The 13,480-nt window shown below is 62.6% G+C and carries 11 protein-coding genes; 10 read left to right on the forward strand and 1 reads right to left on the reverse strand.

Going from position 1 to position 13,480, the window contains the following annotated elements; genetic code table 11:
* Positions 1-45 precede the first annotated feature (45 nt).
* The 3 genes from WNZ14_RS06405 to WNZ14_RS06415 are packed head-to-tail and all read left to right on the forward strand — an operon-like array spanning position 46 to position 5,847.
* A complete protein-coding gene (locus WNZ14_RS06405; RefSeq protein WP_342867744.1) occupies positions 46-957 on the forward strand; it encodes a hypothetical protein in 912 nt (303 codons plus the stop codon).
* A complete protein-coding gene (locus WNZ14_RS06410) occupies positions 941-2,467 on the forward strand; it encodes a DNA polymerase Y family protein (protein ID WP_342867745.1) in 1,527 nt (508 codons plus the stop codon). The genes WNZ14_RS06405 and WNZ14_RS06410 overlap by 17 nt, the downstream gene beginning before the upstream one ends.
* Positions 2,464-5,847 (forward strand): error-prone DNA polymerase, encoded by a 3,384-nt coding sequence (locus WNZ14_RS06415; RefSeq protein ID WP_342867746.1) that lies wholly within the window; start codon positions 2,464-2,466, stop codon positions 5,845-5,847. The genes WNZ14_RS06410 and WNZ14_RS06415 overlap by 4 nt, the downstream gene beginning before the upstream one ends.
* 22 nt (positions 5,848-5,869) lie before the next feature.
* On the opposite strand, the gene WNZ14_RS06420 is transcribed toward WNZ14_RS06415, so the two are convergent.
* Complete coding sequence (locus WNZ14_RS06420) at positions 5,870-6,898, reverse strand: LacI family DNA-binding transcriptional regulator (RefSeq protein WP_342867747.1); 1,029 nt, start codon at positions 6,896-6,898, stop codon at positions 5,870-5,872.
* Between the two features lie 112 nt (positions 6,899-7,010).
* Between WNZ14_RS06420 and WNZ14_RS06425 the strand changes: the two genes are divergently transcribed.
* From WNZ14_RS06425 to WNZ14_RS06455, 7 genes are all read left to right on the forward strand, one after another.
* On the forward strand, positions 7,011-7,241 hold the full coding sequence (locus WNZ14_RS06425) for a hypothetical protein (protein ID WP_342867748.1): 231 nt from the start codon (positions 7,011-7,013) through the stop codon (positions 7,239-7,241).
* Positions 7,238-8,389 carry a TRAP transporter substrate-binding protein gene (locus WNZ14_RS06430; protein WP_342867749.1) on the forward strand — a complete coding sequence of 384 codons (1,152 nt, stop codon included), beginning with the start codon at positions 7,238-7,240 and terminating at the stop codon, positions 8,387-8,389. The genes WNZ14_RS06425 and WNZ14_RS06430 overlap by 4 nt, the downstream gene beginning before the upstream one ends.
* A gap of 112 nt (positions 8,390-8,501) precedes the next feature.
* Positions 8,502-9,017 (forward strand): TRAP transporter small permease, encoded by a 516-nt coding sequence (locus tag WNZ14_RS06435; protein ID WP_342867750.1) that lies wholly within the window; start codon positions 8,502-8,504, stop codon positions 9,015-9,017.
* A 9-nt stretch (positions 9,018-9,026) separates the two neighbouring features.
* Positions 9,027-10,355, forward strand: a complete 1,329-nt coding sequence (locus tag WNZ14_RS06440; RefSeq protein ID WP_342867751.1) for a TRAP transporter large permease — start codon at positions 9,027-9,029, stop codon at positions 10,353-10,355.
* Between the two features lie 13 nt (positions 10,356-10,368).
* Positions 10,369-11,685: a histidinol dehydrogenase gene (hisD, locus tag WNZ14_RS06445; RefSeq protein WP_342867752.1), complete on the forward strand. Its 1,317-nt coding sequence runs from the start codon at positions 10,369-10,371 to the stop codon at positions 11,683-11,685.
* Between the two features lies 1 nt (position 11,686).
* Positions 11,687-12,445, forward strand: coding sequence for an SDR family oxidoreductase (locus WNZ14_RS06450; protein ID WP_342867753.1), 759 nt, complete (start codon positions 11,687-11,689; stop codon positions 12,443-12,445).
* Positions 12,442-13,437 (forward strand): alcohol dehydrogenase catalytic domain-containing protein, encoded by a 996-nt coding sequence (locus WNZ14_RS06455; RefSeq protein ID WP_342867754.1) that lies wholly within the window; start codon positions 12,442-12,444, stop codon positions 13,435-13,437. The genes WNZ14_RS06450 and WNZ14_RS06455 overlap by 4 nt, the downstream gene beginning before the upstream one ends.
* Positions 13,438-13,480 lie beyond the last annotated feature (43 nt).

Here is a 13,480-nt window from a genome sequence, read left to right on the forward strand (position 1 = left end):
ACTCTGGCGTTAAATAGAACATAACAGGAACATAATGGATCAAGCATGAGTCTCTCGAGGCTGCAGACCGCGACCGATATCTTGAAGCAACGCACCCGCGCGTATGAGGCCCAGGCGTATCAGGCGCACCGGGGGATGGCGCTTGGCGACGCCGGAGCGTCTCAACCATTGGCACTCGGCGCCAGCGCGGTTGATCACTGTCTTGAGGGCGGGCTTGTCTGTGGCGGCTTGCATGAGGTGCGCAGCGCCCTGGCGCGCGACATCGGCGCGGCAGCGGGATTTGCGCTCGGGCTCGCGGCCCGCGCCCTTGAGGCTGACCGCAGTGGGCGCAGCGGCGTTGTCTGGGTCAGCGATCCCGCCACCCGGGTCGATGGCGGTGGGCTTTTCCCGGCAGGGCTTACCCAGTACGGGCTGGATCCGTCATCGATGACGATCGTCGAGCCGGGCGATCTGCAGGGCGCCATGTGGGCGGCTGACGAGGCGGCGGGCTGCAACGGGCTGGCGGCGCTGATCTTTCAGATCAAGGGCAATCCGGCGCGCTTTGACATCACCGCGACGCGGCGGCTGATGATGCGTGCACGGGGTAGCGGTGTACTGGCGCTGATCCTGCGCCAGAGCGGGGAGGAGGAGGCCAGCGCTGCAGCGACGCGCTGGCGGGTGAACACTGAAATGTCCGGGGCGGACGACAGTCTTGAACGTGGCGTGGGGGCAATGCGGCTGTCGCTCACGCTGGAACGCAACCGCGCCGGACGGACCGGCCAATGGCTTTTAGCCTGGAACCCCAAAGTAAGAAGTTTCAACCATGCCGCTCCCCATCCAGCCTCAAACCGCGTCTCTGGCGCCAACCCGCCAGCGCATTCTCTCGATCGCCTTCCCGCGCCTGCCAACAGACGCGATTCATCGGGCCAAATGGGGCAAGTCCTGGATCGCAGACAAGATTTTGGACGCGTATCCTGAGACGCCGCCTGTCGTCGTCACCGATACGGTCAAGAATGCCATCCGTATCGTTGCGTTGGATGAACGTGCCCGCGCCCGTGGCATACGGCTGAACCAGACGCTCAGCGATGCGCGTGCGCTGGTGCCTGATCTGGATTGCCATGCTGCAGATGACGAGTCTAACCGGGCGTTGCTCCTGAAAATTGCCGGCTGGTGCGAACGCTATACGCCGCTCGTGGCGCTGGATGCCGCCCCGGAGGCTGAGCGCGATCATGGCCTGTTCATGGACATCACTGGCTGCGCCCATCTGCTGGGCGGCGAGGCGGCGATGATTGCCGATCTCGAGGCAAGGCTGCGCGCGCAGGGCTTTCATGTTCGGCTCTGTCTCGCCGATACGCCGGGCGCTGCCTGGGCCATGGCGCGCTACGGGCAGGACCGGATCATTGCAGAGGGTGCTCACGCCGAGGCGGTGCTGCCGCTGAGCCTGAGCGGCCTGCGTCTGCCGCCCGCCATGGTCGCCTCGCTTGGCCGTGTCGGCCTCAAGACCATCGGCTGCATCGCCGGCATGCCGCGCGCCCCCCTGGCCGCCCGCTTTGGTGCCCGGTTGATGCAGCGGCTTGATCAGGCATTGGGCCGTGAGGAGGAAGCGATTTCGCCGATCATGCCGGTGGCGGAGCTCTCCACCGAGCGCCGGTTTGCCGAGCCGGTGACCCATCAGGAGGAAATCAGCCATGTCATCGCGGCACTCGCCGCAGGCATCATCGAACCGCTGGAACGGCGCGGCCTCGGCCTCCGCCGCTGCCGGCTGCGACTGTTCCGGGTTGATGGCCATGTCAGCCACCTCGATGTGCAGACTGCCCGCCCCCTGCGCGACGCAAAGATGATCCGCCGCCTGTTCGAGGAACGCATCGCCGGCCTGCATGATGATCTCGACGCCGGCTTCGGCTTCGACCTGATCCGGCTCGATGTGGTCCATGCCGATCCGTTCGAAGGTGCCCAGACCGAGATGATGGCCGAGATGATGGCGCATCACGCCGCCGAGCAGGGCCATGATGCCCTGGTTGACCGGCTCGGCGCGCGGCTTGGTCTCGATCGTGTCCAGCGCTTCGTGCTCGCCGACACCCATATCCCCGAGCGCAGCTTTGGCCGTCAGCCGATCGCCCATCTTGGCGCGCGCAGCAGGTCAGGCTCGGGCAATGCCGCGCTGGCGCTCATACCGGAAGCTCCCGGCGAGATCATCACCCGGCCGCTGATCCTGTTCGACAGGCCTGAACTGATGCAAACCATCGCCGAGGTGCCCGACGGGCCGCCGCTCAAGTTCCGCTGGCGCGGTGTCTCCTACGAGGTTGCTCGCTCGGAAGGTCCAGAGCGTATTGCCTGCGAATGGTGGCGCGATGGCCGCGGCGCCCGCACGCGGGATTATTTCCGCGTCGAGGATCGCCAGGGCTACCGCTTCTGGATGTTCCGCCATGGGCTTTACGGGCGCGAGACCAGTGATCCTGCCTGGTACATGCACGGGCTGTTCGCATGAATGGGGGAGCTCCACCCGGACCGGCCTATGTCGAACTGGCCGCCGCCAGCAATTTCTCCTTCCTGCGCGGCGCATCGCAGGCCGAGGAACTGGTGGTGCAGGCTTCAAGACTTGGTCTTGGCGGCATCGCCATCACCGACCGCAATTCATTGGCCGGCGTTGTTCGCGGCCATATGGCGGCGAAGGAGGCTGGCCTTGCCTACGCGCCCGGCTGCCGGCTGGTGTTCATGGACGGGACGCCGGACATTCTGGTCTGGCCCGAGGACCGCACGGCTTACGCCCATCTGTGCGAGTTGCTCACCACCGGCAAGCGCCGCGCCCCCAAGGGCGAATGCCATCTGACGCTTGATGATCTATTGACCCATGGCGAAGGCCTGCTGATGGCTGTCGTCGCGCCTGCTGGCGCAGCCGGGGTGGGATTGAGTTCCGCACTGGAGCGGTTGCGCGACGCGTTCCCCGATCATCTCCATCTTGCCGTCTCGCGGACCTATGGCAGCGCAGACCAGCGCCACATGGCAATGCTTGCCCGGCTGGCGCACAAGCACGGACTGCCGCTGGTGGCGATTGGCGACGTTCTCTACCACGCGCCCGAGCGCCGCCCGCTGCAGGATGTGCTGACCTGCATCCGCGAAGGCAGGACGCTGGCCACCATAGGCGCCCGGCTTCAAGCCAATGCCGAACGCTATCTGAGATCGCACGCCGACATGCTGCATCTGTTCAAAGGCTACGAGGCGGCAGTTGCGCAAGCGGCCACGCTGTTCAGGCGGATCCGGTTTTCGCTCGATGAACTGCGCTATCAATATCCCGACGCGCCGATGTTCGAGGAACTCGGGCAGGACGCGTTACCCGCGCAGGAGGCGCTGGAAAAGCTCACCGCCATAGGCCTCACGAAACGTTACCCCGATGGCGCGCCTGAGAAGGTGCTGAAAGCCATCGCGCATGAGACGAGGCTCATCAAGAAACTCGATTACGCGCCCTATTTTCTCACCGTCTATGACATCGTCCGCTTCGCCCGCTCGCAAAAGATTCTCTGCCAGGGACGCGGCTCGGCCGCAAATTCCGCCGTCTGCTATTGCCTAGAGATCACCGAGGTCGATCCTGGCAAGGTCGACCTTCTGTTCGAGCGCTTTATCTCCGAAGAGCGCAACGAGCCGCCCGACATTGATGTCGATTTCGAGCATGAGCGGCGCGAGGAGGTGATCCAGTACATATACTCGAAGTATGGGCGCGAGCGGGCAGGACTGGCCGCCACCGTGATCACCTATCGCGCCCGCTCGGCCATCCGCGAGGTCGGCAAGGTGTTCGGCATGTCAGACGATGCGATCAGCGCCATTTCCGGCACCAAATGGGGCGGCTGGTCGCGCGAGGTTGACGTTGAGGATGCGCGCCGCGCCGGGCTTGATCCATCCGACAAGCACCTGGCGCAAATGTTGGATCTCGCGAGCCAGATCATAGGCTTTCCGCGCCATCTCTCCCAGCATGTCGGCGGCTTCGTCATCACCCGCGACAAGCTCTCCTCGCTGATCCCGATCGAGAATGCGGCGATGGAGGACCGCACCATTGTCGAATGGGACAAGGATGATCTCGAAAGCCTCGGCATGCTCAAGATCGACGTGCTGGCGCTCGGCATGCTGACCTGCATTCGCAAGGCCCTCACCCTGCTCGCGACCCATTACGACCGTCCGGAAACCCTGGCCTCGCTGCCCGACGCGGATGTGTCCACCTATGACATGATCTGCCGCGCCGACACCATCGGCGTTTTCCAGATCGAAAGCAGGGCACAGATGTCGATGCTGCCGCGGCTGAAGCCGCGCTGCTATTACGATCTGGTTATCGAGGTGGCGATTGTGCGCCCCGGGCCGATCCAGGGCGACATGGTGCACCCCTATCTGCGACGCCGGCAGGGCAAGGAACCGGTCTCCTTCCCCAAGAAGGAGCTTGAGAAGGTGCTTGGCAAGACGCTGGGCGTGCCGCTGTTTCAGGAGCAGGCGATGAACATCGCCATTGTTGCGGGCGGTTTCTCGCCCGGCGAGGCCGACAAGTTGCGCCGCGCCATGGCGACCTTCCGCCGTGTCGGCACCATCGGCTCGTTTCAGACCAAGATGGTCGAGGGCATGCTCAAGAATGGCTATGAGCGCGAGTTTGCCGAGCATTGTTTCCGCCAGATCGAGGGCTTTGGCGAATATGGCTTCCCCGAAAGCCATGCGGCGAGTTTTGCGCTTCTTGTCTATGTCTCCTGCTGGCTCAAATGCCACTATCCGGATGTCTTCTGCGCCGCCATCCTCAACTCCCAGCCGATGGGGTTCTATGCCCCCGCCCAGCTTGTCCGCGATGCCCGCGAGCATGGCGTCGAGATCCGCGCCGTCGATATCAACTGCTCGGACTGGAACGCCACGCTGGAGCCGGACGCCGCGCCGCAGCCGCTCTCAGGCAGGCATCGCGAGATGAAAGGCGTGATGAAGCACAGCCACGCAGTGCGGCTGGGGCTGCAGCACGTCAAGGGCTTCGGTGCGGCGGAGGCTGAGCAACTCATGCAAAGGCGAGGGCGCGGTTATGACAGTGTCCGCGATCTGTGGATGCGCTCCGGCCTGCCGCGCCGCGCAATCGAACAGCTGGCCGAGGCGGATTGCTTCCGCTCCATCGGGCTGGATCGCCGCGACGCACTGTGGGCCGTCAAGGCGCTCGATCCGCTCTCGAGCGCCGAACGGCTGCCGTTGTTTGCCCTTGCCGACAGCCACGATCTGCAGAAGGAACCCGATGTCGATCTGCCACCCATGCCGCTCGGCGAGCAGGTGATCAACGATTACCAGTCGCTGTCATTGTCGCTGAAGGCGCATCCTATGGCCTTCCTGCGCGAGAGGCTCAGCCGCTCCGGCTGCCGGCCCAATTCGGACCTTGAGCAGATCCGCAGCGGACAGGTGGTCAAGGTCTCGGGCCTTGTGCTGGTCAGGCAGCGGCCGGGGTCGGCCAAGGGTGTGGTGTTCGAAACGATCGAGGACGAGACCGGCGTCGCCAACATCATCGTCTGGCCCAAGGTATTCGAGAAGTTCCGCGCCATCGTGCTCGGCAGCCGCTGCGTCGGCGTACGCGGCAAGCTGCAGAACGAGGACGGCGTCATCCATGTCGTGGCCGAGTATCTCGAGGATCTCACCCCGATGATGGCGCAGATTTCCGACATGGCGACCGAGATGGGCGGTCTCGCCAATGCCGACGAGGTCCGCCGCCCGGTGGCCGAGGACTCGCGCCTCCGCGAGCGAAGGCCTTCCGCCAATATCGTCAGGCTGATCCGCGATGCGCCGGAACTGCGCCGCGACCTTGAGGACCTGGTGACCGCACGGGCTGCGCGCCGCGCCTTGCCGAAAGGCAGGAACTTTCATTGATGCCGAGATCAGTCCGGTTCGATTACGCGACCGGATCGGCTGGCGGCGGGCCAAGTGTTCCGCGTTCGACGATGGCAGTCGGAATCTCGACCCGCCGCTCGACCGGTTCCTTGTTGATGAGCTTGATCAGCATCTCGGCCGCAGCCTCGCCCATGCGCAGGTGCGGAACCCGCACGGTGGTCAGTTTCGGATCGACGACGCCGGCGAGATCAATGTCGTCGAAGCCGGTGATCGAAACGTCTTCCGGCACCCGCAAGTCAAGTTCCCGCGCCTTTTGCATGGCGCCCACCGCAAGCACATCATTGCCGCACAGCACCGCTGTCGGGCGTGGTGAAAGCGCCATCAGTTCTCCAAAGGCCCGCGCACCATCTTCAAACGTATAGGCGGCCTCGATCACCGGCAGTTGATCCCTTCTGATTCCAGCCAGTTCGGCAGCGGCTCGCACGCCTTCCATCCGGTCGGCGGCGCGGTCATTCATATGCGAGATACCGCCAATCATCGCCAGGCGGCGGTGGCCCTGGTCGAGAACCATCCTGGTCAGCCCTGCGGCCGCGGCGTGATTGTCGAAGCCGACGAAATAGCCGTCCTCGCCGCCAAGGTTCCAGGCACCCAAAAACGGAATGCCGCGGCGGCGCAGGAATTCGACGCTGCTCTCGGGCCGCGCCGAACCGATCAGCAACACCCCGTCGACACCACGGCCTGCCATCACCTCGATCTGTTCGCGCTCGCGCGCAGGCGAATAGCCCGAGCTTGCCACCAGCAGGGTCTTGCCGAATCTCGAAAGCGCCTCCTGGAACGATTGCAGTCCGCGCGCGAAGATCGCGTTGTCCATGGTGGGAATGATGGCGCCAACCGTGTTGGTCCGCCGCGAGGCCAGCGCACGGCCACCAAAATCCGGCGTGTATCCCAGCGCTTCAACCGCCAGCATCACGCGCTCGCGCGTTGGCGCGATCACCCGGTCCGGCGCGTTCAGGCAGCGGGACACGGTTGCCGTCGACACACCGGCCGCGCGCGCTACATCATCCAGTGTTGGTTTTGTGAATTCGTTCATTGCCCCTCTTCGCCCATACTATAGCGTGAAAAACTAAAATGCACGATGTATACGCTTGCATAGGTCGATGTAAGCGCTTACACTTGTAATTGTTGGAACCTTGGGAGGGGTCATGACGCAAGCGGGAAAACCGGCATTCTGGATGGCAGCCCTGTTTATGGCGTTGTTCGTCGCCGATGTGGTTGCTGGCGCATTCTTTCGCGCAGCGTTCATGTCCGATGTGATCGAAGCGCTGGTGCTTGCAATCTCCTGCAGTTTCTTTGTCGCTGGCATTCTTCTGCTCGAAGGGCAGACGAAGGGCCACGAATCCACAGCAATGCATAGGGAGGAGGAAACCCGATGACAGACAAGATCCTTAGAGACGAACTGGCCTCCGCCGAAAGGCGCAATTTTCTCAAGCTGACCGGCAAGGGTGCGTTTACCGCAGCGCTTGTCGCCGGCGCTGCAGGCACCTTGTGGTCCGAAGAGGCTGTCGCCCAGACCGCCAAGGAAGAAAAGGACCGCCAGGCTGCTGCCGAGCACACCATGACCATTGCCACCGCCTATGTTCTGGGTGCGTCGCGCAGCTATCCGATCATGCAGCTTGACCTCAAGGAAAACATTCAGAACGCCACCAACGGCAAGGTTTACGTCAAACTTGCCCCTGGTGGCCAGCTCGGTGCCGGCGGTGCATTGGTTCAGAAGGTGCAGAGCGGCACCATTCAGGCGGCACAGCATTCGCTGTCCAATTTCGCGCCGTTCGCGCCAGCAGCTGACCTGATCAACCTTCCCTATTTCTGTGGCGCCAACCAGAAGTTCGTCAATCTGGTGACGTCTGACGCCTGGAAGTCCGAGGTTCATCCGAAGATCGAGGCGGCAGGCTTCAAGCCGCTGTTTTATGTTGTCATCGATCCGCGCGTTGTCGCTGTTCGCCAGGGTGGCAACGCGGTCATGACCCCCGCCGATATGGCTGGCGTCAAGTTCCGCGTGCCGGGTTCTGCCATGCTGCAGCAATATTACCGCCTGGTCGGCGCCAACCCGACGCCGGTGGCCTGGGGTGAAACCCCATCGGCGATCAAGCAGGGCGTTGCAGATGCGCTTGACCCGTCCGTCGGCGCTCTCTACGTCTTCGGCTTCAAGGATATCCTGAGCCACGTGACCTTCACCCAGGCGGTGCCTGACAGCCAGGTCTTCTCGATGAACCTTGAATGGTTCAACGGTCTGCCTGCCGACGTGCAGCAGGGCATCGAGTTTGCCGGTGAGATTACCGCCCAGCAGAACCTCGCAAAGGTTCCTGCCGCACGTGCTTACGCCATGTCGGAGCTCAGCAAGTCCGGCGTCGAATTCCATTCGCTGAGCCAGGATCAGCTTGCCATGTGGCAGGATGCAGGTGGTTATCAGAAGTCCGAATGGGACACGTTCAAGGTCGAGCTCGCCGGATCCATGGATGTCTTCGCCAAGCTCGACGAAGCGGCCAGCACCATGGGCCGCTACTACGTCCACGACGCCTGAACCATGCGCTTGCCGGCGCTCCAACAGGGGCGCCGGCTTCCGCAACAGGTCTTTCATGCCAGCTTGAACAGTCGCGGTTTTGCCGGACGGCATCACGCAGGAGGGGATAGACGTGCCCGGATTTCTTAAAGCACTGGACAGAAACGCTGAACGTTGGGCCTTGCTGGTCTTTTACGTTCTGCTTGTTGTGACAATGGCGGTGGAAGTCATCCGCCGTGAGGTCTTTGCCTACTCGTCCATCTGGGGTGAGGAGGTGGTGCGCTATTCATTTATCTATCTCGCATGGATCGGGGCCGCATCCGCGGTCCGCGAACGCGCCCACATCCGCATCGACGTGATCGTTCATTACCTCGGCCCGCGCGGCAAGGCCTTCATCTACATTCTCGGCGATGTCGTCATGTTGGCGGTTTCGCTTGTGGCGCTCTACTGGTCGTTTGAAACGGTCATGGTCTCCTGGAAATTTGGCTCCGTCAGCCATGGCCTTCGTGTGTCCATGGTCTGGTTTCTGATGGCTGTGCCGGTCGGCTTTACGTTGCTGATCGCGAGGCTGATCCAGTCCTTCGTCCATGACGTCATTGCGCTTCGAACCGGCAAGCCCGTCTTCGAAGGCAACCAGCTATTTGATTGAGGCAAGACCATGTTGTGGAACCAGCAATTAGCCACTGTCGAACTGGGATGGGATTTTTACGCTCCCGTCCTGATTTTTGCGCTTCTGTGCGCACTCGCCATTCCGGTCTGGGCCGCTATCGGCTCGGCCGCGATCATCATGCTGCTCATGTCCGGCGCATTGCCTCTGTCGCTGGTTGGCGAATCCCTGTTTGACGGCATCGATGCCTTTGCCCTTACCGCCATACCGCTATTTGTGCTGACCGGCGATGTGCTGGTGCGCACCGGACTGAGCCGAAAGTTCCTGGATGTCGCCGAAGCACTGACCTGTTGGACCAAGGGTGGTTTCGGCTCGGCCACGGTGCTGGTCTGCGGCATGTTTTCCGCGATCTCCGGTTCAGACGCCGCAGGCGCGGCCGCCGTCGGCCGCATGACCATCGACCGGCTGGTTGAGAGTGGCTACCCGCGCCCCTATGCTTGCGCCCTCGTGGCAGCAGGCGCCTGCACCGGCATTCTGATCCCGCCTTCGATTGCCTACATCATCATCGGTCTGGTGCTCGGCATTTCCGCGTCGACCCTGTTCCTGGCTGCCCTCATTCCGGGATTGTGCATTCTGACCTCGATCCTGATCACCAATCTGGTCGTGAACCGGATTTACAAATACGAGGGTGGCGAACCGATGACGTTCGCCGAATGGAGCAGCAATCTCGGCAAGACCCTGGCATCGGGCTGGTACGCCTTCCTGGTTCCCGGCATCATTTTTTATGGCATTTTCTCCGGACGCCTGACGCCGACGGAAGCCGGCGCCACAGCCGTCATCGTCACCGTCATCATGGGCTTCCTGCTCAAGACGCTCAAGCTGTCGGACTTCCCCTCGATGTTGCTCAGTTCGGCCAAGGTCGTCGGCGTGATCCTGCCGATCATCGCCTTCTCGCTGCCACTGGCACAGGCACTGGCGATCATGGGTGTGCCGCAGGGATTTGTTGGCGCTGTAACATCACTCAGCGATGACCCCACAGTTATCATCCTGATGATGATCTTCATCCTGATCGCTGCCGGCTGCGTCATGGAGACCACGCCCAACATCGTCATCCTGGCGCCGATCCTAAAGCCGCTCGCCGACAACATCGGCATGAACGAGATCCAGTTCTGCATCATGATGATCACCGCGCTCGGTGTCGGGTTCATCACCCCGCCGCTTGGTCTCAATCTGTTCGTCGTGTCTGGCATTACCGGGGAATCAATCCTGAGAATTGCCTGGCAGGCGATTCCCTTCGTATTCTTCATGCTACTCGTGGTGCTGGTGATCGCCTTTGTGCCGGCATTGTCCACCACCTTGCTTCCCGCAATCTATCAATAGGAGGACCGGGGAAATGTCCCGTACCTATCTCAAGAAAGCCGCCAAAACCTCGACCTCCGATTCCGGGTCCGTTCGTGACACCGTCCAGGCCATCCTCGACGAGATCGAAACTGGCGGTGAGGCGGCTGCGCGCAGCTACGCCGAAAAGTTCGACCGCTACACCGGCAACATCGTCGTCACCCGCGAGGAAATCGAGGCTGCCGCAGCTAAACTGCCGCAGAAGATCAAGGACGACATCCGCTTCGCCCATGACAATGTGCGCAAGTTTGCCGAAGCGCAGAAAAGCACCCTCAGCGACATCGAAATCGAGATCGTGCCCGGCTTGGTTGCCGGTCAGAAGACCATCCCCATCGACGCCGCGGGCTGCTACGTGCCGGGCGGCCGCTACAGCCATGTTGCCTCTGCTATCATGACTGTGACCACTGCAAAGGTGGCCGGTTGCAAGCACATCACCGTCTGCTCGCCTCCACGCCCCGATGTCGGCGTCCATCCGGCCATCCTCTACACAGCCGATATATGTGGTGCCGACAGCATTCTCGCCATGGGCGGTGTGCAGGGCGTTGCCTCGATGGCTTTTGGACTTTTCGATGTGCCCGCCTCGGGCATTCTCGTCGGGCCCGGCAATCAGTTTGTCGCCGAAGCCAAGCGCATCCTGTTTGGCCGCGTCGGCATCGACATGTTCGCAGGTCCCACTGACAGCCTGATTCTGGCTGACAAGGACGCAGATCCGGAAATCGTTGCCGCCGATCTCGTCGGTCAGGCCGAGCATGGCTACAATTCGCCGGTCTGGCTTGTCACTGATGATCGCGCGCTCGCTGAAACCGTAATGACGCTGGTGCCGAAACTGATATCCACCCTGCCTGAGGTCAACCGCGACAACGCTGCCGCCGCCTGGCGCGATTTTGCGGAGGTCATTCTCTGCGACAACCGCGAGGAAATGGCCGCGACCTCCGATGAGTACGCACCAGAACATCTCACCGTCCAGGCTGCCGACACCGATTGGTGGCTGAACCGCCTTGGCTGTTATGGCTCGCTGTTCCTCGGCGAGGAAACCACGGTGGCATTCGGCGACAAGGCCTCGGGCACCAACCACGTGTTGCCGACCTCTGGGGCTGCGCGCTACACTGGCGGGCTCTCGGTGCACAAGTTCATGAAGATCGTTACCTGGCAGCGCGCCACCCGCGAAGGCGCCAAGCCGATCGCCGAGGCAACCGCTCGGATCTCGCGGCTTGAAGGCATGGAAGGTCATGCCCGCACCGCTGATATCCGCCTCAGGAAATACTTCCCCGGCGAGAATTTTGATCTCGTGGGGACAGATCAGGATATCTGACATGGGTCACGATGCTTTGTTCGGTCTCAAGGGCCGTGTCGCTCTTGTGACCGGGGCTAGTTCCGGTCTTGGCCGCGCGGCCGCGACCTTCCTGGCCAACGCGGGCGCCCAGGTTGTGGGGCTCGCGCGCCGTGCCGAGTCACTTGATCAGTGGCGCGCTGAAACCGATGGCGAAACGGCTGCCCTTGCCGCCGACCTGGCTCCCGGCGCGGATATCGCTGGCATAGTGGCCAAGGCTTCCGAGCCGTTCGGCGCGCCCGATATTCTGGTCAATGCCGCAGGGCTCAATTTGCGCCAGTCGGCGGATCAGGTCACGCCGGAAGGATGGGAAAACACTCTCGCGCTCAACCTCACGGTTCCGTTCTTCCTGGCCCAGGCACTTGTTCCCGCAATGCGTGAGAAGCGCTGGGGCCGGATCATCAATTTTGCCTCGCTGCAATCGCGCCGCGCCTTCACCAACGGCATTGCCTATGGCGCCTCCAAGGGCGGGGTGGAGCAGATGACCCGCGCCATGGCTGAGGCCTGGTCACGCGACGGCATCAACGCCAATGCGCTGGCGCCAGGGTTTTTCAACACCGAGCTGACCGGACCGGTGTTTGCCGACCCGGAAGTCTCTGCCAGGCATGCGGCTTCGACCTGCATTGGCCGCAATGGCGAGATGGCCGACATCGAGGGGCCGCTGCTGTTTCTGGCGTCTGACGCCTCGGTCTATGTGACCGGCCAGCTCCTCTTTGTCGACGGAGGCTACACCGCCAAATGAAAGCCCTTGTCTATACCGCGCGCGAAAGCCTTGCCTATCGTGACGAGCCTGATCCCGCAGTCCCCTTGGGAGAATGCATGGTCCGCGTTGAGGCTGTCGGCATCTGCGGCTCCGACATGCATGCCTATCTCGGTCATGACGAGCGCAGGCCGGCACCCCTGATCCTCGGGCACGAGGCAGCCGGCGTCGTTGTCGAAGGCCCCGGCACCGGTCGGCGGGTTACGGTCAACCCGCTCGCCACCTGCGGCCAATGCCGGGCCTGCAAGAGCGGGCGCAACAATTTGTGCCCGCAGCGGCAGATCCTGTCGATGGTGCCGCGTCAGGGCGCCTTTGCCGAGTACATTGCCATTCCGGCGGACAACCTGGTCGAGATGCCGGACAACGTGTCCTTTGAAAAAGCCTGTCTCGCCGAACCTTTGGCCTGTGGCTGGCATGCGGTGCGGCTAGGTGCGCAAACGCTTGACCTTCCTCTAACCGAAGCCCGATGCCTTGTCATTGGCGGCGGTGCAATCGGCCTCGGTGCCGCTTTGGCGCTGAGCGCCAACGGTGCGGGCGATATCACCATCAGCGAAGCCAATCAGCGCCGGGTTCCTGCCTTGAAATCGGCCGGGAATTTCACGATCGCAACGCCCGACGATGTCATGGCGGAGGCGGTCGGTGGATACGATCTGGTGATCGACGGCGTCGGGTTTGCCGCGACCCGGGCAACAGCGAGCCGCGCCGCACGTCCGGGTGGCGTGATTGTGCACATTGGCCTGGGAGACGCGTCCGCAGGCCTCGATATCCGCCGTCTGACGCTGCAGGAAATCACCTTCATCGGAGCCTACACCTATACGCCGGAGGACTTTCGCGAAACGGCAGAGGCCATCTTCGACGGACGTCTCGGGCAACTTGAGTGGGCCGAGGTTCGCGCGCTGGAGGATGGAGCTGAAGCCTTTGCCGATATTCTCGCCGGGCGGGCTGCAGCACCCAAGATCATTCTCAAGCCCTGATCGGGAGACCGGCGGGAAACCAGCCCAGGACCGATGTTTCTTG

It is taken from the genome of Hoeflea sp. AS60 (assembly GCF_038900115.1).
In the GTDB taxonomy this organism is placed as follows: Bacteria; Pseudomonadota; Alphaproteobacteria; order Rhizobiales; family Rhizobiaceae; genus Hoeflea.